General features: G+C 34.7%; 25 protein-coding genes and 1 riboswitch. Of the genes, 9 read left to right on the forward strand and 16 right to left on the reverse strand.

From position 1 onward, the window contains the following. Window positions 1-139: 139 nt before the first annotated feature. The 4 genes from DN392_RS24585 to DN392_RS24600 are packed head-to-tail and all read right to left on the reverse strand — an operon-like array spanning window position 140 to window position 2,937. Entirely contained in the window at window positions 140-1,081 is a 942-nt protein-coding gene (locus tag DN392_RS24585) for a serine hydrolase domain-containing protein (protein WP_000844671.1), read from the reverse strand. A 24-nt stretch (window positions 1,082-1,105) separates the two neighbouring features. Beyond that, entirely contained in the window at window positions 1,106-1,996 is an 891-nt protein-coding gene (locus DN392_RS24590) for an AraC family transcriptional regulator (protein ID WP_064057542.1), read from the reverse strand. Window positions 1,997-2,044: 48 nt separating this feature from the next. Then, window positions 2,045-2,515 carry a GNAT family N-acetyltransferase gene (locus tag DN392_RS24595; RefSeq protein WP_061671903.1) on the reverse strand — a complete coding sequence of 157 codons (471 nt, stop codon included), beginning with the start codon at window positions 2,513-2,515 and terminating at the stop codon, window positions 2,045-2,047. A 17-nt stretch (window positions 2,516-2,532) separates the two neighbouring features. Continuing rightward, entirely contained in the window at window positions 2,533-2,937 is a 405-nt protein-coding gene (locus DN392_RS24600) for a DUF3980 domain-containing protein (protein WP_061671904.1), read from the reverse strand. A gap of 96 nt (window positions 2,938-3,033) precedes the next feature. Here DN392_RS24600 and DN392_RS24605 point away from each other — a divergent pair, with 96 nt between their 5' ends. Then, window positions 3,034-3,444, forward strand: a complete 411-nt coding sequence (locus DN392_RS24605) for an NUDIX hydrolase (protein ID WP_061671905.1) — start codon at window positions 3,034-3,036, stop codon at window positions 3,442-3,444. A gap of 72 nt (window positions 3,445-3,516) precedes the next feature. On the opposite strand, the gene DN392_RS24610 is transcribed toward DN392_RS24605, so the two are convergent. After that, the gene (locus tag DN392_RS24610; protein ID WP_088321654.1) at window positions 3,517-4,428 is read right to left on the reverse strand and encodes a DMT family transporter; all 912 of its coding nucleotides are present in this window, start codon (window positions 4,426-4,428) and stop codon (window positions 3,517-3,519) included. Between the two features lie 124 nt (window positions 4,429-4,552). Between DN392_RS24610 and pdxR the strand changes: the two genes are divergently transcribed. Further along, entirely contained in the window at window positions 4,553-5,995 is a 1,443-nt protein-coding gene (gene pdxR / locus DN392_RS24615; protein ID WP_088321653.1) for a MocR-like pyridoxine biosynthesis transcription factor PdxR, read from the forward strand. An 81-nt stretch (window positions 5,996-6,076) separates the two neighbouring features. Next, complete coding sequence (locus DN392_RS24620) at window positions 6,077-6,517, forward strand: YaiI/YqxD family protein (RefSeq protein WP_000708783.1); 441 nt, start codon at window positions 6,077-6,079, stop codon at window positions 6,515-6,517. Window positions 6,518-6,601: 84 nt separating this feature from the next. On the opposite strand, the gene DN392_RS24625 is transcribed toward DN392_RS24620, so the two are convergent. Then, entirely contained in the window at window positions 6,602-6,916 is a 315-nt protein-coding gene (locus tag DN392_RS24625; protein ID WP_064057539.1) for a DUF3892 domain-containing protein, read from the reverse strand. A 244-nt stretch (window positions 6,917-7,160) separates the two neighbouring features. On the opposite strand from DN392_RS24625, the gene DN392_RS24630 reads away from it, so the two are divergent. Beyond that, a complete protein-coding gene (locus DN392_RS24630) occupies window positions 7,161-8,033 on the forward strand; it encodes a hypothetical protein (RefSeq protein ID WP_064057538.1) in 873 nt (290 codons plus the stop codon). Window positions 8,034-8,190: 157 nt separating this feature from the next. On the opposite strand, the gene DN392_RS24635 is transcribed toward DN392_RS24630, so the two are convergent. From DN392_RS24635 to DN392_RS24655, 6 genes are all read right to left on the reverse strand, one after another. Further along, on the reverse strand, window positions 8,191-9,015 hold the full coding sequence (locus tag DN392_RS24635; RefSeq protein WP_064057537.1) for a DUF2785 domain-containing protein: 825 nt from the start codon (window positions 9,013-9,015) through the stop codon (window positions 8,191-8,193). 236 nt (window positions 9,016-9,251) lie between these two features. Next, on the reverse strand, window positions 9,252-9,794 hold the full coding sequence (locus tag DN392_RS24640; protein ID WP_064449309.1) for a GrpB family protein: 543 nt from the start codon (window positions 9,792-9,794) through the stop codon (window positions 9,252-9,254). Between the two features lie 126 nt (window positions 9,795-9,920). Next, on the reverse strand, window positions 9,921-10,046 hold the full coding sequence (locus DN392_RS30960; RefSeq protein ID WP_016087316.1) for a hypothetical protein: 126 nt from the start codon (window positions 10,044-10,046) through the stop codon (window positions 9,921-9,923). A gap of 154 nt (window positions 10,047-10,200) precedes the next feature. Further along, window positions 10,201-10,944: a metallophosphoesterase family protein gene (locus DN392_RS24645; RefSeq protein ID WP_064449310.1), complete on the reverse strand. Its 744-nt coding sequence runs from the start codon at window positions 10,942-10,944 to the stop codon at window positions 10,201-10,203. A gap of 13 nt (window positions 10,945-10,957) precedes the next feature. After that, window positions 10,958-11,896, reverse strand: coding sequence for an aminoglycoside phosphotransferase family protein (locus DN392_RS24650; protein WP_064057535.1), 939 nt, complete (start codon window positions 11,894-11,896; stop codon window positions 10,958-10,960). Window positions 11,897-11,910: 14 nt separating this feature from the next. Further along, on the reverse strand, window positions 11,911-12,708 hold the full coding sequence (locus DN392_RS24655; RefSeq protein ID WP_064057534.1) for a VOC family protein: 798 nt from the start codon (window positions 12,706-12,708) through the stop codon (window positions 11,911-11,913). A 98-nt stretch (window positions 12,709-12,806) separates the two neighbouring features. Between DN392_RS24655 and DN392_RS24660 the strand changes: the two genes are divergently transcribed. Beyond that, window positions 12,807-13,817 carry a sulfite exporter TauE/SafE family protein gene (locus DN392_RS24660; protein ID WP_064057533.1) on the forward strand — a complete coding sequence of 337 codons (1,011 nt, stop codon included), beginning with the start codon at window positions 12,807-12,809 and terminating at the stop codon, window positions 13,815-13,817. A 39-nt stretch (window positions 13,818-13,856) separates the two neighbouring features. On the opposite strand, the gene DN392_RS24665 is transcribed toward DN392_RS24660, so the two are convergent. Then, the gene (locus tag DN392_RS24665; protein ID WP_064449311.1) at window positions 13,857-14,306 is read right to left on the reverse strand and encodes a GNAT family N-acetyltransferase; all 450 of its coding nucleotides are present in this window, start codon (window positions 14,304-14,306) and stop codon (window positions 13,857-13,859) included. 385 nt (window positions 14,307-14,691) lie between these two features. After that, window positions 14,692-14,884: riboswitch (Lysine riboswitch) on the forward strand. A gap of 112 nt (window positions 14,885-14,996) precedes the next feature. Here DN392_RS24665 and DN392_RS24670 point away from each other — a divergent pair. From DN392_RS24670 to DN392_RS24680, 3 genes are all read left to right on the forward strand, one after another. After that, the gene (locus DN392_RS24670; RefSeq protein WP_064057531.1) at window positions 14,997-16,463 is read left to right on the forward strand and encodes an amino acid permease; all 1,467 of its coding nucleotides are present in this window, start codon (window positions 14,997-14,999) and stop codon (window positions 16,461-16,463) included. Window positions 16,464-16,576: 113 nt separating this feature from the next. Continuing rightward, window positions 16,577-16,882 (forward strand): iron-sulfur cluster biosynthesis family protein, encoded by a 306-nt coding sequence (locus tag DN392_RS24675; RefSeq protein ID WP_064449312.1) that lies wholly within the window; start codon window positions 16,577-16,579, stop codon window positions 16,880-16,882. A 34-nt stretch (window positions 16,883-16,916) separates the two neighbouring features. Further along, a complete protein-coding gene (locus tag DN392_RS24680; protein ID WP_000521706.1) occupies window positions 16,917-17,687 on the forward strand; it encodes a DNA alkylation repair protein in 771 nt (256 codons plus the stop codon). A gap of 110 nt (window positions 17,688-17,797) precedes the next feature. Here the strand turns inward: DN392_RS24680 and DN392_RS24685 are convergent, their stop codons facing one another. Together DN392_RS24685 and DN392_RS24690 are read right to left on the reverse strand one after the other, a co-directional pair. Further along, window positions 17,798-18,781 carry a hypothetical protein gene (locus DN392_RS24685; RefSeq protein ID WP_000827142.1) on the reverse strand — a complete coding sequence of 328 codons (984 nt, stop codon included), beginning with the start codon at window positions 18,779-18,781 and terminating at the stop codon, window positions 17,798-17,800. Window positions 18,782-18,856: 75 nt separating this feature from the next. Next, entirely contained in the window at window positions 18,857-19,057 is a 201-nt protein-coding gene (locus DN392_RS24690; RefSeq protein WP_046959839.1) for a hypothetical protein, read from the reverse strand. 478 nt (window positions 19,058-19,535) lie between these two features. Here DN392_RS24690 and DN392_RS24695 point away from each other — a divergent pair, with 478 nt between their 5' ends. Then, window positions 19,536-20,297 carry a class I SAM-dependent methyltransferase gene (locus DN392_RS24695; protein WP_064057528.1) on the forward strand — a complete coding sequence of 254 codons (762 nt, stop codon included), beginning with the start codon at window positions 19,536-19,538 and terminating at the stop codon, window positions 20,295-20,297. A gap of 49 nt (window positions 20,298-20,346) precedes the next feature. On the opposite strand, the gene DN392_RS24700 is transcribed toward DN392_RS24695, so the two are convergent. Continuing rightward, complete coding sequence (locus tag DN392_RS24700) at window positions 20,347-21,204, reverse strand: PhzF family phenazine biosynthesis protein (RefSeq protein WP_000704332.1); 858 nt, start codon at window positions 21,202-21,204, stop codon at window positions 20,347-20,349. Window positions 21,205-21,328 lie beyond the last annotated feature (124 nt).

Genomic DNA, 21,328 nt, shown 5'->3' on the forward strand with positions numbered 1-21,328 from the left:
CCTATTCAATAATCGTATAGGTGTTGAAGTTTTATAATCTTAGTTGCACAACTTGGTTAATACAACACTTTTTTCTATCGTAGAGAACAAAACAAGTTTAACTAAACCTTTTATTCTTATTTTTATAAAAATAACCATATTAATCTTTTAAATAAGGAAGTATGCACTCTTTAATTAACTCCCATCTATCCTCTGCATTTCGTATAACCTCAGTAGCAATCACTACCACCAGTTCCTTCTCTGGTACGCAGCAAATCATATTCCCACCATCACCCATAGCACAGTATGAAAAGATTCCATCTTCTTCTCGTAACCACCATAAATAACCATATTGATTTTGGTTCATTTCTGTCGATTCTTTTATCCATGATTTTGATAGTATTTGTTTTCCATTATGAATACCTTCATTCAAATACATCTGTCCAAACTTAGCCATATCCCTAACCGTTAACGTTAGTCCCCATCCGCCCGTCGAAATACCATTTGGATCGTGAACCCATCCTTTCACATCTTTTCCAAATAAGTCATCAAATCCAAATGCTTTCATTTTATAGTTTGGAATTTCTCTCATGCCGAGTGGCTGAAATAAGTATTCATTCGCAAATTCACGCGCATTTTTTCCTGTTGCGTTCGTTATAATCGCTGATAGTATATGAGCTCCTGCAGATGAATATTTAAAAGATCCAATTTCTCCGCCGTTTCCTATCCTATTTAACGTATACTGTATCCAATCTTGTTGTGTACATAGTTCTTCTAACGGTTCCTGCCAGTCTACGAATGGATGTGGAGCTGTCATCGTAAGAAGATGTCGTACTGTTATTTCAGGTGAATTAACGTTATATTCCGGGAAAAATTCTATTACTCTTTGATCAACGCTTTTTATATACCCTTTATCTACACATAGTCCAATTAACGCAGAAGTAATCGTTTTTGTGACTGACGCTATATGAAATGCATCATCTGAACCGTGACCGTTATAATATTTTTCAAAAATAACATTACCTTTCCGCACTACTAACATACCATTCATATTTTCATATTCTTCTTGTATAATCTGATCTAACTTTTCAGCAGTTTTCATTATTCTTTCCCCTTTAACCTATGATTAAAAAGGTTCGATAGGTACATATATATCAACTATATGTTTATCTTCGGGATGCTGCTTTGGATCATTTCTATATACTTCAAAAGGATATGAGTCCCTCGGCTTATATCCGCTATTTGGAAGCCACTCACCGTATAAGAAATCCCATGCTCCTTTATATTCATCCTGAAATATTTCAAAATGCCCTACTGCATACTTTCCAGAAGGTATTACCATTATTCCAATATCACTCGTTTTTACTGCGGACGCATCCGGAATTGTTATACATAAACTTGTTCTTAAATGATAGTCCTCAGTAAATTCATGATGATCGTGGTAAATGGTTAATACTTTCGTATCCTCAAATACATGATAGTTTTGCTTAGCTGCGTAATAAAATAATTTCTCTATCATTTCTGGAAAAGCTATAGTTAACTCCTCATATGTACCAATATGTCTTATGTATGCGACGTTTATATCATCCGCTGTTACAATTTCAACATTACCTCGAACCTTCTTATATTCATTGTATTGAGGAATTCCCCTTACGTCTTTGCAATTCTTGCTATTGTCGTTTCGATATTGAGATGGACTTACGCCGTAATAATTTTTAAATGTCCGAGAGAAAACTGCTGAATCTGTGAAACCGAAGTGATACGCAATATGTGTAATCGTCATGTCTGTGCGATATGTAAGTAGATGTGTTGCCCTTTCTAACTTCAAGCGATTCACATACCGAGATAACGGCTCGTCTACTATTCCTTTAAAAATTCTATGAAAATGAAACTTTGAAAATCCTGCTACATCGGCTAGCTCTTCAATTGAAAGTGAATTATTTATATGCGATTCTATATAATCTTGCACTTTATAAATGCGTCGTAAATATTCATTTCTACTTTGTTTACTCTCCATACTTCTAACCCCTCACAACAAAAAGGCTAACTTTATGCTAGCCTACTGTTACACATGTTTCAAAAACAAAACTCTACTCCCGCCGTTTCCATCATAATTTGTATGTACCGATACACCCTCTATCTCATCATCCCCAGCCTCAATTCGAAAACCAATCTCCTTATGAAACTGTATCGATTTTTTATTAACTGGTGATGTGATTGCTTTTACAACTTTACGGTTATTTGCACGAGCAACATCAAAGAAATAAGAATACAATGTCGATGCGATTCCTCTTCTTCTATACTTAGGATTTACACCGATAAAATGAACGTATGCTTCATCTTTATGCGTTTGGGAAAAGAATCCGCATAAAAAACCTAACGTTTCTCCCTCTTCTTCAATGATAAAACTCGTTTCTTGAAAGTGAACGAAGAACAATTTTGGCAACATGTCCGCCATGTCTCTCCCGCCCCACCAATTATTTAAAACAGAATGAATCTTTACATAATCTTCCCCTTGTATGTTTCTTACTCGCATGTATTTCTCCCTCTCACTCACTTCATTTTTTCATAAATTTTAATGACTGTTTCTACTAATAGGATGAATACCCAAATACCGCAAAATACAAGTACAGACTGGAATATGGATCCAATAATAAAAATAACACCAACTGCACCTGATCCTGAAATTGATACTTCCCCAAATCCTGGGTCATATATAAGAGATCCAGCAGAAAAAGCCATTAAAATAGATCCTATTAAATAAATCACACTCATTATTTTTAATATCTTTATAGAAAGATAAGAAGTTTGTTTTTCTTCCACTTGTGATAATTCGATTTCTCCACTCGCAATTCCTTTTTGCAAACAGTCTTCACATAAAAATTCTTCCTTAATTTTTTTACCACCGTGTAACGTACCTGTTATCTCTTTACACCTTGAACATTTTCGATTTATCATTTTGGTATCACTCCAATCTCATAAGATTATACTTATATAATTCTGCACTTACCTTAATATTCCTTTTATGTATTTTATAGGGAAATTAGGTGTTTTATGATGTCTAAACTTACTTTTGGTTATAAAAAGCCTACTGAACAATATGTATTAAGACCTAGTTGTTATGCGATTATTTTTAATTCCTCTTCAAAGATTGCTGCTATCCAAAAAGGAAACCATTATTTTTTACCTGGTGGCGGTATGGAAGGTAATGAAACAAAAGAAGAATGTATACATCGTGAATTACTAGAGGAATTAGGATGGGCAATTGAAATTGAACAGTATATCGGTAATGCAATGCGATATTTTTATGCTAAAAAGGAAGATACATATTATTTAAATGATGGGTTCTTCTACATTGCGAACATGGTGCAGAAACAAACTGAAAACTGTGAGGAGGATCATGTTCTAAGGTGGATGTCTCCTTTACATGCTGTAGAGCTTCTCATTCACGATCATCAAAAATGAGCGGTTGAACAAGCGCTTTTATTACGAAATAAAAAATGATCTCCTTCTATATGAAAGAGATCATTTTTACTGTTAACTTACTTTTTTCAAATTGAGAGCTGGCTTTTTGATTCCGCCTTTTTTTACAACATATAGACCCACAAAGATAATAAGTCCGCCAACAAGTTGCATCATATTGATTTGCTCCCCTATTGTTACTGCTGCAAAAATAACTGCGAACAATGGCACAAGATACATATAAACCATTACTTTCGTTGAGCCTATTTGACTAATACCGACATACCACATTGCTAACCCAAAGATGGTCGCAAAGACAATTGAATATGCAAGAGATCCCCAGCTTGGCGTATCTACTGGCCACGTTAATGTATTTACGTTAAATAAACAGTATATAACGAGAGGTACAATTCCAATTAACGTAGACCATGATGTGACTCTCATTGCAGAGTATTTTGTAATAAGAGGTTGTGCTAAAATTGGATACCATCCCCAAGCAATTGCTGCGACTAATCCAATTATATTTCCGAGCCACGCATACTCGTAAGTAGCTCCTCCTGTATGCCCTGTTAATAAAACGAATGCTGCACCAATAAACGCTACTATTGAACCAATTTGAACTTTCATCGAAAAACGTTCTTGTTTGTGTAATACTGCTAATATCCCTGTAAAAATAGGTGACATCGCAATTAATAATGAGGCCTTCGTTGCTGAAGTATATTTCACAGATAGCATAAACATCGTTTGATACATTGCCGTACCAACGATACCGACTGCTATTAATCGTAACCAATCTTTTCTTTCAATACGTAATGAGCGTTCCATCATAAATGTAATAAGTAATAATACCGGAGATGCTACTAAAAATCGTAAACTATTAAATTGAATGGATGACATATATGCCACGCCATACTTTCCAATTGTATAATTTGCTCCCCATACTAATGCTACTGATACTAGGAGCCACTCCATTTGCCATCGTTTCATCCGAATCTCCCCTTCCCTATTTAGCATAGTAAAATTGGCTGGATATAGCACCGTCCAATTGGCTGTTTTTTTCCCCAGCCAATTTGTTATACTGAATGTATATAAGAGATACGGAGGCGTTTGTATGGAATGGAAGCTAGATAACGATAGTAAAATCCCTATTTATCAGCAAGTTGTTGACTTTATTGAAAAACGTATTACATTCGGAGAACTTCCTCCAGGTAGCTTCCTCCCTTCCGAACGGAAATTAGCTACGCAATTAAATATAAACCGAAGTACAGTAACAACTGCTTATAATGAACTTCGTGCTATGGGAATTGTAGAAAGTACGACTGGTAAAGGTACACGTGTAAGTACACATATGTGGGGCGTTTCTCCAACATTAACTCCGAATTGGAGAAATTTCGTAGAAGGTGGTACTTTTTTACCAAACTTACCGTTACTTCGCCATATTCGGGCAGAAGTACAACAAAATGAAAATATTATAGATTTTGCAAACGGAGAGCTCGGTTGTAATCTCTATCCTCACGAGCAACTACAAACGATTTTACGAGAACAACCGTTAACGCATTCATTAAGTTATGATCATCCGCAAGGCTATCTCCCGCTAAGACAAGCGGTCGTAAAATATATGAAAGAATATTTAAAAGTTGAAGCGACTGAACAATCCATTATGATTACATCTGGCGCACAGCAAGCACTTCACCTTATCGTTCAATGTTTATTAAATCCCGGTGATGCTGTCGCTTTCGAAAGTCCATCGCACTGTTATTCCTTACCGTTATTCCAATCAGCAGGTATTCGTATTTTCCCATTACCTGTCGATGAACACGGTATTAATCCAGACGATGTACAAGAGTTATATAGAAAACATCGTATTAAAATGATTTTTTTAAATCCAAATTTCCAAAATCCTACGGGAACAATGCTTCATCCAAACCGTAGAAAAAAATTGTTATCACTTTGCGCAGACTTACGAATTGCGATTGTGGAAGATGATCCGTCCAGTCTACTTACGCTAGAAAAGAAACAACCTTGCCCTACTTTAAAATCAATAGATGAAAATGGGACAGTCATTTATGTACATTCCTTATCAAAAATGATTGCACCAGGCTTACGAGTTGGCTGGCTTGTCGCTCCGCAGTCTGTAGTAGAAAGGTTATCCGACGCAAGGCACCAAATGGAATTAGGAATGAGCATTTTCCCACAGTGGCTTATGCAACAATTTTTCGAAACTGTACCATTTCAGTCTCATATCGTACCGTTACGAAAACAATTAGCAGAAAAAAGAGACGTTATCGTTCGCGCCTTAAATGAGCAACTTCACGACAAAATCTCTTTTTCAAACCCGACCGGCGGTATATACATATGGGGAAAACTAAAAGAACCGATAAACGAAAAACAACTTATTATGCAAAGTTTAAAACAAGAAATCGCATTTATGCCAGGTAGTATTTTCGGTGCGAAAGATGGTTATATTCGTTTATCTTATGGAAAAGTGAATATTGATCAAATTGAGGAAGGTATTTCTCGTTTGCGTGAGGCTATTTTGGTTTGTGGAAAATAACTTTAAATAAAGCTTTCTCGTTTGACAAAAGAAAAATCTACCATTATTATCAACACGAGCCTAGTTATAGGAGTGATAAAAATGAAAATTTACGTTGATGCAGATGCTTGTCCTGTAAAAGATGTGATTATTTCCGAAGCTACGAACGTAGAAATCCCTGTTACCCTCGTTACTAGCTTTTCTCATTATTCTAATGCAGAACAGCCAACAGGCGTAGAAACAATTTATGTTGATTCTGGAGCAGATGCTGCAGATTACCGGATTATGCAGTTAGCAAAAAAAGAAGATTTAATCGTAACACAAGATTACGGTCTTGCTTCGCTTGCTTTAGCAAAAGGGTGTATCGTTCTACACCATAAAGGGTATAAGTATACGAATGAAAACATTGAACAATTGTTACAAACTCGGTATTTAAGTGCAATGGTTCGAAAAAGCGGTAAGCGTACAAAGGGACCAAAACCATTTACAGCAGAAGATAAAGAGAAATTTAGAGCGCTCTTTAAAAGTATGATTGCACTTTAGAAATGAATCTTCTATTTGTAGGGAAAGCTTTATAAAAAAGAAGAGAATATCGGAATGAACATTCTCTTCTTGGGGTTTACCCTTTTAAAATGAAGGTAAATTATCTAAGTTATTTTCTTTTATGCCATCCGGTTCACTACGTATAATATCTCTACCATACTTATGAAATACGTCCACATGAGCTAACTTCCCTGATTTTGCTTCACTAAGAGCGGTCATATAATCTAACTCTCTCCCGCTACTTGTTTTAAAAGCTATTAAATCCCCATCATCATTTTTACGAACGGCAACAATTTGTTCTTCTCCTGAATTGACTTCATGGTCTACTTCAAATTGAGCTTCCGCTTCTCCTTGATGTAAGTAATCATTATAAACTTTTTCAAAGTCTTTTTTGTCCATAAAACTCACCTCCAGCACATTTCATTAGTATGGTTGGGAGGTGTTGGTTTTATGTACCTTTTTATTACCGTAACAAGTCTTTACTACTCCAAATAAAGAATACTGGTCATTTTTTGTAGCCTAATACAAATCTATTTATAGTTCCTTACCTTCTTAATTTAAGCTAAATTTAAGTGTTAATATTTTCCTGACAACTTTATAATTGATTATGTCGAAACGAAATTTGAAATGGAGAATGGCTAAGATGAATATAGATATTAATCGTTTAACTGATATTTGTTTAGAGTATCAGCAATCTAGATTTTATGTTACTAGAATCCCTAAAGATTTCTTATCAATTGCCCAAAAACGTTTTTCTATACCAACGAATGATCAAATTATTGCTTTTTTAAGTTGTAATTTATTTGGATCAGGCAAGTATGGTGTTTACTTTACGAGTTCGGGTTTATACTGGAAAAATTGGTTATTAGGTAAAGGAAAATTGAAATGGGATCAATTAATTGAAGTGCAACAAATTGAAATTGATAAAGATGGTTTCTTATCTTTTGATGCACAAAAAAGCTTTAATATTAACGGGAGTGATTATCCACCACTGTTATTTAAAGAATTACTTATAGCTCTTACAAATTCATTCCAAAATTCTAAACAACATGATATACATCCAGTTATAAAAATTAATGAGATAAAATCAATTTGCTCATTATTTGAAACATACAATGAATTATTAGAACCTGATAACGGATTATTTGTAGACACTCATATTTCAGATAAAAAATTAAAATCAATTGAGGCACGATTTATCGTTTCAAAAGAAGAACAAATCATCGCTTTTTTAGATACATCTGTCCTTGGGAATATGGGGAAAGGATCTGATGGAGTATTAATTTGTGAATCAGGTATATATTTTAGAGAAACCTTTGTACACTTATATTTCCCATGGCATGTCTTTAAAAATATCCCTATTACTTTAACTTCAGATGAATTTGAAATTGGAAAAAGAAATATTTTTCATCTTCAACATGCTAGAATGGCTAGTCAAGATATTTTATTGTTTATCAAGAATTTAAAACAGTATATGAATAGTTTATATGAAGAACATCCACAATTACATATTTAATACATTTCTTATTACATACAAGCACATGTATAGTTAAGTCGAAAATTTCAATTCAACTAAAAAACCGATTATTTTTGTAGAGAGCCTACATGTATAATCGGTTTTTTAATCTTATTCTTTTCTTACGTACTCATTTATAATGGCATCTAGTGATTTTTTAATACCTCCGCAAATCCTTCAAAGTCTCCAATATATCATCTGTAAAGGCTGTACTACCTTCTGCCTCTAAAACTCTGAAATAAAAACTTCTTAGGAAAGTTCTAATATTTTGTACTAAAATAGCATGCTGCGGATGTCGGATGTCTTCAACAGTTGCTATACTATGTAGCCAGTTGCCCCACTCTTCTTCTGTTAAAAGATTTTGGTTACGTAACGACATAATTGGCGTTACTAATCTCTCATCCTCAAAGTGTATATATACGTAATCATGTAAGCGAACCTTCTGACGAACAGCAGCTAGTATTGCATATGAAAACTCACGATTTTGTATTGTACGTGCTAACGCATCTAGTGCATCAGCCGCATGCGCCGTAGAGTGTGCCCAACCTTTTCCTTCTACGTAGCCTCTTACATCTTCTTCTAAATATACATATTCCAGCACTTGTTCTGCTACACTGTACAGTTGTTCTTCGGATAATAACGGTTCTCTTTCATGAACAGATAAAATAAGTGGTGGAATTAATACGGAGAATGCACGTTTAAAAACAGAGTCTGTGCCCTTTTCACCAATTTTATAAAATAAATAATCAGGACTAATTGCTTGTAACATTAATCCTCTTAACTCTTTTTGTCTAAACACATCATTTGTAATCCATGTATGAAGCGTACTATAAATTAAATCATCGCGTAATTCAGCATCTGGTGATCCGATATAATCTAGCATCCACTGTGCATACGGATATGCATCTACATCTTCTGGTACAGCATAATTATTATTTTTAATTTGTAGTAGTTCTTCTTTTAATTCTAGTACTTCATTCATTATATTTCCTGTCCCCTTTTTACTTTATTAACATATTTTCGTCTTATCCCCTGTAATTACCTATCCTTATATGAACTTGATTCAATTATATATAATTTATCCTGATAAATAAAAGGAAATACATTAGAACATCGCAGTCTCTCACTTTGTTTACATGCATTTCATGTAAGTTTAAGTTATAAAATAAAGGATGTTTTTTCTTTTGTATTCACACATAGTTACAATCAAAAATTTAATCATTTTAGAACTTGTTTAATAAATTCTGTTTTAGCTTTTGTGTATGCTTCTCTATCTTGGTTAAATCTTTTAGCTAAATCTTGTTTAAGATTTGAATACTCATAAACTAATTGTGGATTTTCTCGTAAGCGGTTACGAAATAAAAGTTGTTGCTCCCATCGCTCAGTTCCTTTAACCATTAAATGCAAGTGAGCTACACGCCTATTATTATTAACTTTCACAAAGAACCTTCTCCAAGGTCTCTCATCTAATTCTGGGCTTACATAATGCCAATTATATATGGCCAATGCAGCTGAAATATCTAGTACTCTATCAAATGAGTCTATTTCAGCCATTAGATCAATGATAGGTTTTGCAGGTAAACCAGGTATGGATGTACTTCCTATATGTATTACTTTTCTTATACCTAGAGGAGCAAGCAGTTCATATAATTGCTGCTCTTCACATCGGCCTTTATCTTGCCAATCAGGATTTGCATTAACTATCTCTACTGACTCATTCGCCCATACAGGCCAATCGTTCGGATTCTCTTTTTTATCCATCCAAAACATCACCCTTTCACAAATTTTTTGCTATATAAACGATATTAAATTCCTTTACATATAACTAACGGATCGTCAAAATTGCTATTCTGAAAAACAACATCCGCACACTCTTTCGGATTATGCTCATTCGTTTGCGAATGTTGTTTTTCCTGACGCTGTAATACCACTTACTCCAACCCTTGTTGGATGGGTTACGTTTAATTTTAAAATATGATCTACAATTTCTTTCATACGTTGTTTTCGGTTCATGATATTTCCTCCACACAAACAGTTTACATAATATTATTATGAGTGAGATTTTGTGTCACTATTTGTCGGTAAGTCGATATCCTTTGTCGAATCGTTGATATATTTTAAGTTACGATAGATATATTTGAAAAATCGTTGATATATTATGATTGGCTTACTTTCCCTTAAATCCTCGATATAAAGCAGTGCGTAACTCTTGTTTGTATTCTTCAATCTCTGGCATATTGAGTTCTTCTGCTAGCCTGATGGCCAATTCAATATCATACGGTACACGTACGAGTTGAATGGAAAAGCTCGCTGCTTCTTTTTTATCGTAAGTTCCTTCAAATATTAAATAGGACGCTTGTGTAATTTCAAGAGGATTACCTACACTACCAGCATTACATAACGTTTTCCCTCTGAAATTTTGAACGAATGCTTGGTGAACGTCACCGTAGCAAACGACATCTGGTTTTCTTTCTCCTTCTATATTCTCTGTGAGCTCACTGTTTTCGAACATACTAATACGCTCTTCTCTTGAGGCATGTGGTTGTATTCTTTCATATAAACTTCTTGGTGAGGCGTGGAACATACGAATCAGTTTGCCGCTCATAAAAAATTCGATTGAAAATGGTAAGCTTCTTAAATAGTCATTTTGTTCTTCCGACAGTTGTTTTTGATGCCATTTTAACGCCTCAAATTCAGTCGGTTTTGTAATGAAATCATCCCAGTTCCCCATTACAACTCCTTCACATTCTTTACGAATGATTTCAATCACTTCGCTAGAATGAGGACCTTTCCCGACTAGATCTCCAAGACAAATGATGCGCTCGATTCCTCTTACTTTAATATCTTTCAGTACAGAATCTAATGCTGGAATATTACCGTGAATATCTGAAATTACCGCTATTTTATCCATATGAATCCCTCCATTACTTATTGTTTATTATATCCTCATGTTGTGATTGATACCATTTTGGAATATAGGATGAAAAATTGTTATGATCTTCGATAATTCGGTTTAATCTCTCTTTCATATCATTAACTAAATGTGGCGTACTTCGGTTTGTCCATACGATATCAGCTGGGAATGTCATTGCTGCATATAATGAGTACAGTTGCCAAAAATGAAGCGATGGTTCGCCTCCGCAATAACCTTGAACTTGTCCAACCGCAAATGGTTTGCTTATTCTTGTAGTAAAAATCGCTACGTTATAAAAATCGTGTATTGGATCGCCAAAATCATATCCACCAAAATCGATAACGATAAATTCCTTATTATGAATCATACTATTTGCTGGATGGAAGTCATCGTGTAAAAATGTGATTGGGCGATTTTTCAATAATTGTTTATGCTCCCCTACAAAACTTAATACTGGCTTCAAATCAAGGAAGTCTATTTCATAGTTTGCTAACGCTTCTACGTATCTTTCGTATTTATTCCATCGAACCGTTTCCCATTTATTACTTGCACTTTCTCTTTCAATTGAGTGGATTCTCTTTAATACTTCCCCTGCTTTTCTTCCTGCATAATACTGTTCTTCCACCGATAGCTTCCCTAAACCTTCTTCACCATTTACACCTTGGGCCCATTCAAATACTTGAACACATTTATTTAAATCCTCCAGCTTTATAAAATGAATTAACTGAGGCGTAGGAATATGTAATAACTCTAATTGTTTCATATACGTATATTCTTCTTGTTTACGTTCAAAATGAACAGCATCACATACTTTTACAAAATAAGTTTCTTCGTTCTTTAATTCAATTTTATATTTCTCTTCATGTGAAAAACCTTTTGAAATAGCTGTACACTTTACAATACGAGGCCATTCTAGTTTTCTCTCTATCTCTCTAAGTATTTCCTTCACAACGTTCACCTCTATCAATATATGTACAAACTACCTAACACTTCATGCTCTCGTTTATTTTCTCCTTTAAATTCCACTGCAAATGGATATTCGCCATGATTCTTTATGTATTCTTGCACTAGACCTTCTCCAACCGGTTCACAAAACTGTACTTGAATGTCACCAAACGATACACTTTGACACTCCGTATTCCATTCTTCATTTTTCACGACTGGGCTTGCAGCTAGCCCCATGACTGCTTTCCATTTCCGCACTGTTTCTCGAACATTTTTCACTGCGTAATGAATCGTTTCAATTTGTTGTACTTTGTTTTTATGTTCAGTGATCGTCCCAATGTTACGTAAATCGTTTCTTCTTTCTTCGTCTGTTTCATTCCACTGTATAAAGAAGGGGAATTTCGGTCCGTTTTCCTCTTGCTTTACAAATAACATTTTCCATTCTAAAAGGCGGCCATCTTTCCTCATACGTTTTCCTTCAAATGGTCCTATCGTATGTAAACCGTGCTTACTAAACTTAACTGCTAGCTCTTCAATGGCATCTGTTCGAATTGCGATTTGTAGCATCCCTTCTCCACCTTGTAATTTCACTACTGTTTCTTGTACTAATGGATTGTCTGCTTCTTTCGCTTTTTCTTCATGCTGAACTGCTAAAAACTCTATATACGATAAATCAAAATAACATAAACTATTCCAAGTACCCCAGTTCGTATGTTCTCCACCTATTGCAGTATGGAATCCATGCGCCTGCATTTGTTTTGCCGCTTCCTTCGGTGTACAATTCACTGCGTGTACGAGATGATCAAATCGTAACATGTCTTTCTCCCCTTTCTCTCCATCCTTTTATTGTATATTTTATTTTTCTTTCATTCAATTCAAAAAACTTTAAAACCCAGTTGATTTATACGATTAATATGTATTATAATGAAACAAATTTAATTATTGCTGATTGGAAAAACCAAAGGCACTTTTCTCATACGGGAAAAGTGCTTTTTTCATTTATTATTACAGGGGGATTATTTATGCAGAAATTAATTGTCTTTGCTATTATTGGATTTTTCGCTCAATTGATTGATGGAGCACTTGGAATGGCGTACGGGGTAACATCTACCTCACTATTACTAATGTTTGGTATCGCACCGGCTGTAGCTTCCGCTTCTGTTCATTTAGCTGAAGTCGTTACAACCGCCGCTTCTGGTGCATCTCATATCAAATTTGGAAACGTTGATAAATATACCGTTTCCAGGCTTACATTGCCAGGAGCAGTTGGTGCATTTATTGGGGCATGTTTTTTAAGTAATTTACCTGGCGATGTCATTAAACCGTACATTTCCGTATTTTTATTTACTTTAGGGGTTTATATTTTATTACGATTCCTCATTCAAAAACAAATTGTCACTTCAAAGAAACGTATGTCTGCAAAACAACTTGTTCCGCTTGGCTTATTCGCTGGATTCGTTGATTCAACTGGTGGCGGTGGCTGGGGACCGATTACGACACCTGTACTTTTAGCAAGAGGAAATGAAGCTAGAAAAGTTATCGGATCTGTAGATACGAGTGAATTTCCTGTTTCACTTGCTGCAACAATTGGTTTCTTCATATCACTTGGCTGGGAACAAGTAAGTTGGGTTTGGGTATTTTCTCTCATGCTCGGTGGTATCGTTGCGGCACCAATCGCTGCATGGTTAGTACGCATCGTTCCTTCTCATTTACTTGGCGTATTAGTTGGTGGCCTTATTATCTTTACAAACATTCGTACATTGCTTACTACATTTAAAGTGGATCCAACGATTATTTCACTTTCTTACGTGGCAGTTGGTCTTGTCGTTATTATTTCTATTTTTATTGCTGTTCGTAATCATTCCAAACGTTCTAACGCATCGACAGCCGGATATCCGAATGATCAAAAACAAATGCTTCCATAACGATAAAAATACCGCCCGATATACTTCGAGCGGTATTTTTCATTTTTCTATTTTCCAATTAATCATCGTTTCTGTAGTGCCAGTTCTCTTCATATGTAATTTCTCTAATACACGAATCGATCCCTCATTTTCAAGAAGTGTCTCTGCAATAATTGTTTCTACCTCTCCTGTTTGAAAAGCCCAATTTATTAGTTCTCTTACAGCTTCTGTCGCATACCCTTTATTCCAATATTTCTCAATAAATCCGTAACCAATTTCTACTGTATGTTCCTCATTTGGTTTCCCTTTAAACCCAATATCACCTAGAACGATGTCATCTTCTTTGCGAATGACATACCACGCACCCCAAGGTAATACATTCTCATCTTTTTTTACTTTTTCTACATGCCCTACAATATGTGGACCACTATTATATCCTTGCTCGTTAGCAACGTGAATACTCTCTTCTCTACACGGCACTATATAGAGCCTTTCTGTTTCTAATTTCATGTTGATTTCCCCTTTTCAATTAAACAATACCTCAATTTTATCAGAAATAAAAAGAATATTCATTCTACTTATCAGATTTATACTTATTCTTTGAAACGAATTTAAGGAATAATCCTCTTTTAATAGTTATGTCGAATTATATTTTCAGAATTTTCTTTTATTTTTAAAGGGTTTTCCAATATTTTTTGCGAAACATTTGTATAACAATTTCTTTCTTTATTTTTTGTTACATAACAGTAGGTTCGGGTGGAGTTTTGCAAGCGTTTCCTATACAATAACCGATATTTTTTGACTTTTCCTAACAAAATATCTTGCAATATATTCAGAAACTCATTACAATTGCCATATATTAAATATCTTAGCAATATATAAATCCTCATCAATCCGATGAGGTAGAGGTTGCGACTTTTAAGAGTAAAACGGACGAGACACAGAGAATGTCACTGACTCCGTTTGAAAGGAAAAGTTGCCGAAGTTTATATTTCTTCTCTGGAAATATGAGCTGGGGCTGTCTCCGAAAGGAACAGAACTGTCACGTTTACAAAATTACCGTGTAAACGTGGGGTGCTATCTTAACGGAAGGGTATGATGGGGTGGTTATTTGTGAAACGTTCCGCCTAATTCCTGTGGCGGTTTTTTGTATTTTTCTCCCCCGCTCCTTCCTAACCTACAAGAAAAGGAGTGTTGAACATGAATAGCGCAACAAATCAATCTACCTCTAAAACGCAAACTACACAAGGACAAGGTGAATTAAAACGCGGATTAAAATCTCGTCACCTTACGATGATTTCTCTCGGTGGTACAATCGGTACCGGACTATTTCTTGCCAGCGGTGGTGTCATCCATTCAGCTGGTCCTGGCGGTGCACTAATCGCATACGCCGCAATTGGAATTATGGTGTATTTCTTAATGACAAGCTTAGCTGAACTTGCAGCTTACATGCCTGTTACTGGATCTTTTAGCACGTATGCAACAAAATTTGTTGATCCATCACTTGGCTTTGCACTTGGATGGAACTATTGGTATAACTGGGCCATTACAATTGCTGCTGAACTCGCTGCTGTAACATTAATTATGAAATTTTGGTTCCCAGATACCCCTTCCCTCATTTGGAGCGGATTATGTTTAGCTATTATTTTCCTTTTAAACTATTTATCTGTTAAAGGGTTTGGTGAATCTGAATATTGGTTCGCACTTATTAAAGTAGTTACTATTATTATCTTTTTAATTGTCGGCTTCATGATGATTTTTGGAATTATGGGCGGCGAATCTGTTGGCTTTAAAAACTTCACTGTTGCAGATGCACCATTTAACGGCGGCATTATGGCAATTATCGGTGTATTTATGGCTGCTGGGTTCTCATTCCAAGGAACTGAATTATTAGGTGTAGCTGCTGGTGAAACTGCTGATCCAGAGCGTAACATTCCGAAAGCAATTCGTTCAATCTTTTGGCGTATTCTTTTATTCTATATCCTTGCGATTCTCGTTATCGGTTTATTAATTCCTTATACAACTGAAAGCCTTGCCGCAAGTGATGTAACAGTAAGTCCATTTACACTTATTTTTGAAAAAGCGGGCGTTGCCTTTGCTGCTTCTGTTATGAACGCTGTTATTTTAACGGCAGTACTATCTGCTGGTAACTCTGGAATGTATGCATCAACTCGTATGCTTTGGGATTTAGCTCGCCAAGGGAAAGCACCAAAGTTTCTTGGTAAATTAGATAGCCGCGGTGTACCTGTTAACGCATTAATCGTAACATCGATTGTCGGTAGTATCGCTTTCATTGCTTCTTTATTCGGTGACGGTGTTGTATACATTTGGTTATTAAACGCATCAGGAATGTCTGGCTTTATCGCATGGGTCGGCATTGCAATTAGTCATTATCGCTTCCGTAAAGCATATATCGCACAAGGAAAAGATTTAAAAGACTTACCATATAGAGCAAAATGGTTCCCGTTCGGTCCAATCTTTGCATTTGCACTTTGTGTCATCGTAATTTTAGGACAAAACTACGGCGCATTTATGGGCGAAGCAATCGATTGGAACGGTGTACTCGTTTCTTACATCGGTTTACCACTCTTCTTAGTACTATGGTTAGGATATAAATTTACGAAGAAAACGAAAGTGATTCCACTTGATAAATGTGAATTGAAATAAAGTGAAACGAGCAAACAAATATGTTTGCTCGTTTTTTATTCCAATGCTTCTCCCTTCCCTATTGCTCCTGTTTTTGCAATAATAAAGGAAATATAAATAAAGGTTGGGATACCATGAACATTCGCATTACTGATGAAGCAAAAGCAGCTATACATAGATTAGAACGTGAAGACAAAAAAATCATTCGCATTAGAGGAACAATGACAAACTCTTGTAGTATTTTCGTTGATGTTGATTTAATTTGGGATACATATGATGCAGATGATGTTGTATATGAAGGTGCTGATTTTATTGTACAAATGGATTCATTTACGAAAGACTACACTGGTGATACGGTGAAACTTGATTATAAGACGACAGGTTTTAGTATTACGACTCCGAGTGAGACTTTAGTTTATGGATTGTCGATAAAAAAATAAAACTTGTTCTCAACTGACCACTGAGGTGAAAAAAATGGGTAAATATGTTCCATTAAAATTTTTATTTAACGAAGAATTGGCAGAAAAAATGGCTGATTCTATTTGTAAACACGATCCTACTTTCTCTAAAAGAAACTTTGTATCTTCCGTAACATGTAAAGTTGAAAATTTAGAGTTAAAGCAGCGTATTGAAGTAATAGCAGATGAATTACACAATGCTTTACAAAAAGATTTTCATGCAGCAATACATATTTTACTGAAAACATTGGGGCCAGAAAATACAACAGAAGTAGGCACATTTACAAACGGATATATGTACATGCCTATCGCAAAATACGTTGAAAAATATGGACTTAACGATTTTGACTCCTCTTTCAACGCCATGTATGAAATAACAAAAAGGAATACTGCTGAATATGCCATTCGGCCTTTTCTTGAAACATATCATGAAGATACACTAGACATATTACAACAGTGGATTCATGACGAAAACAGCCACATTAGAAGATTAGTTTCTGAAGGTACAAGACCAAGACTTCCTTGGGCTAAAAAAATTGGAGCTCTAAAAGGTGACTTTAAGAACAATTTACAACTTCTTGAACCTTTAATGAATGACCCTTCTAAATATGTTCAAAAATCTGTAGCCAATCATATCAATGACATTACGAAAGAAAATAAAGAACTCGTTTTTCAATGGTTGCAACAATTGCGTGATAAACAGCATCCAGTTAATCCTTGGATTATAAAACATGGGTTACGAACGGTTATTAAAAATGGTACTTTACCAAAAGATTTTTCTTTTTGAGTATTTTAAACAAAACCGCTTATGCTTCAAGAATGAAGTATAAGCGGTTTTTCCTTTTGAATAAAGCAATAATAAACGTAAAAAGTGCTTTAAAATTCTTCTTTATACCTTTATTTTACTAGCTCTTCTATGTTATCATTTTTCTTGATTTTTTCTGATGATAGCCAGAGTGAATAACTTGTTCCATCCTTGTTCCTTAAAAATATGTTAAATTCCTTATTATATAGTTCTTCTTTAAGAATAGTGACTACCTTTCTCAAATCCTCTATTACATAGGAATCATTTCTATATTTTATCTCACTGTCATTGAAAACTAAAGTCAATTCATACTCTAGACAGTTGCCGTCTTTCGGCTGTGAACAAGTAATATCTTCAATTACAAAACGATCATTTTGAATTTCATTTAACCTTTCGCCTACTTTTGTTTCAGTTTGAATCAAATATGTCCAATAACCTCTTACAGTGTTTTTCATTGTTAAAAGCAGTTCTTCTTTCGTTATAGCTTTTTGCACATTATCAAAAGGTAAGCCTATAGATTCACCATTATGATCCTCAATTTCAAGTTTTGTTATCTTTTTATTACTCTTCTGAATGAATTGGAATAGAGCATATAAACGATCTAATTCTTTTGATTCAAATTGACTGTAATCAATCTTGTCACTCGTTTTTAAAGTTAATAATAACTTATCAGTTGGTTTCTCCTCTATATAATCATCATCCACTATATATTGAAAAACATTTTTATTTTCAGGTTCCACGTAACCTAATTTTTTAATTTCTTCTAGCATGGGTTTGAATTTCTTATATTCCTCATATGTTTTTTTCCCGTATTGATATTCATCCCCTTTTATTCTTGAATATAAGAAACCATCTACCTCTACTCTAAATTGAATATTTTTATTATTTTTTGCTTGAACAGTATGATATGTATGTCCCATATTCCCTTCATGTATAGCACCCCAATCTGTTACAATCACATCAATTCCGTGCTTTTTTTTCACATATTTTTTCACCTGATCTTCATCTTCATAATTACAACCACTTAAACATAAGAAACATAACAATAGCAACATTACATTTTTCATTCTTTTCATATAGCACCTTGCCCTCTTCCTTGCATAAGAAATGTTCGCTAATTAAAGACTGTATAAAAAAGAGAATAATAACACCTATACATTATTATTCTCTTTTTTATAGAAGCGGGTCGAATCACAGGCAATAACCCATCCTATAACGATTAATGTTACAGATAATAACTTAAGGCCCGTCTTATATATATAATCCAAATCTTTAAGGTAAACAAAGGATATTACTCCTAATACAGCACCCACTATCCCTAGAATCAAACCCTTATACTTTTGTAAAAACATCTTATTCCCCCTTTCGTACAAACTAAATATTCCATATATAAACAATACTAAATTATGGAATATTTTCAAAGAATAAAATTTTTATATTCAGTATATATATATCAATTTCTTATATAAATAAAAACATCCCCATAGATAAGTAAATCTAAAGGGAGTGAACGGTTCCACTTTTTTATAAACAGTACGACTTTATTGTTATGTAACAGAAATGTGAAATATCATATTTCACAAAATATCTTGGCACAATGCAGTTTCACTATATAGCCCATCCAAAATTTAGTTGTACTCTCACCTTGCCTTATAACTTCAAAGGATTTCCACTCGATTATCCCGAATATACAAATAATCACTCTAACAAGGAGCGAATTTATATGAATCTATTCGAACATGAAACGTAAAAACGTTCCACTTTAATAAGAGGTCCTCCTTTTTTCTTTTCTCATCATATCATTTACTTACAAAATAGGAGGATACAATTATGAAACGTGATCCATTATTTTTAACTTTATTAGAAAGTGCAAATACACATTTTAGCGGCTGGGATTTTTCTTTCATTTCAGAAACGGGTCGAATGAATAGCGAGCCTTTATCGTGGTCGTACGGCAGCACTGCTTTCCAGCTTATGCAGCGTGCAAAATCAATGCTTGATATGGGGACTGGCGGCGGAGAATTTTTATCTATGTTACAACCGTTCCCATCAACTATTTTTGCGACTGAGGGCTATGCTCCAAACGTGCCAATTGCTCGAAACAAATTAGAACCTTTAGGGGTTACAGTTATAGAGGTAACGGATGATACTGCTTTACCATTTCAAGATGGTCAGTTTGATTTAATGATAAATCAGCATGAATCATATGCTGCCTCTGAGGTAAACAGAATCCTTTCTCCAAATGGAATTTTCCTTACACAACAAGTTGGTGGTCTCGATTGTGCGGAACTAAATGAGCAGTTTAGCGCACCGCTAAATAGCGAATTTGCAAGTTGGTCGCTTGAAACGGCATGTAGTCAGTTAGAGGAAAATGGATTTACTATTTTAGAAGCAAAAGAAGAGTTCCCTTTTCAACGTTTTTATGACATTGGTGCGATCGTCTATTATTTAAAAGCAGTTCCGTGGCAAATTCCTGATTTTACTGTCGAAGGTTACTATGAGGAATTATATCGTATACATGAGATCATCTTGCAAAAAGGATATTTTGATGTGAAGCAACATCGTTTTATGATTAAAGCGATTCGCGGTTAATCATGGAGCATATGAAAAAGAGATGGATCTACCATCTCTTTTTTTATTTTCACTCAATATTTTCTATATTTAAACACTTCGTTTCACAGTAATAGCCTTTGCCACCAACATAAACTTTTTCTATTTTATTCTCGCTATCGGTTGCTAATTTAACTAATATTTCGGAAGGCGAGTGTAAAGAATAACCTTGTTCAAATACATAAACTTCTTTTTGTAAGTAGCGCTGTTCATAAAGGTAGCAAGCTAATGCACCGTTTGAAGTTCCAGTCGCTGCTTCTTCATTGATATCGTATAGCGGAGCAAAGTTTCTGCATATAATTCGATTGTCATTAAAAGTATATAGATGCATCCCGACAACATTATAATACTTGCTGATTTCTTTAATTTTTTCAAAATTAGGTTGCATTGTATGTAATTGTGTTTCGCTTTTTATAGGAATTAAAATATCTTTTAAGCCCGTGGAGACAATTTGAATTGGGTATGCATTGTCTATATCTTTAATGTCAAAGCAGTCGATAAACTCATTTGGAGATATAACATCATAGAATATCGGTTCGTTTTGTTCCATGAATATGATGTCATCTTTTATGGTAATAGTAAGAACACCGCTGTTCGTTTCAATCGTATAGCGATTCTTGAAAAGTTTATTTACATGCATCAGTATCGCGAAAGAGCCAATTGTGGCATGACCACATAAATCAACTTCCTCTTTTGGTGTAAAATACTCAAATTTATAATCAGCAATTTCGGACTCTGATATAAATGCAGTTTCCGCATAGCCCAGTTGTTTGGCTATTGCCATTTTTTGAGTAGTGGTCAATGTATTCTCCATAAATACTACTCCTGCTTTATTTCCGCCTTTATGATCCTTGCTAAATGCACTTGCAACATAAACAGATATTTTCATAAGACACCTTCCTTCCTCACTTATAGTAAATTGTAGCATAGAACGTACTACGTATATATATTGTTGGATAAATTTTCTATAAAGCAAGAGACAAACTATTTTTTTAGTATCTGAACTCTCCAAA

The organism is Bacillus sp. BB51/4 (assembly GCF_008368845.1).
Lineage (GTDB): Bacteria > Bacillota > Bacilli > Bacillales > Bacillaceae_G > Bacillus_A > Bacillus_A wiedmannii.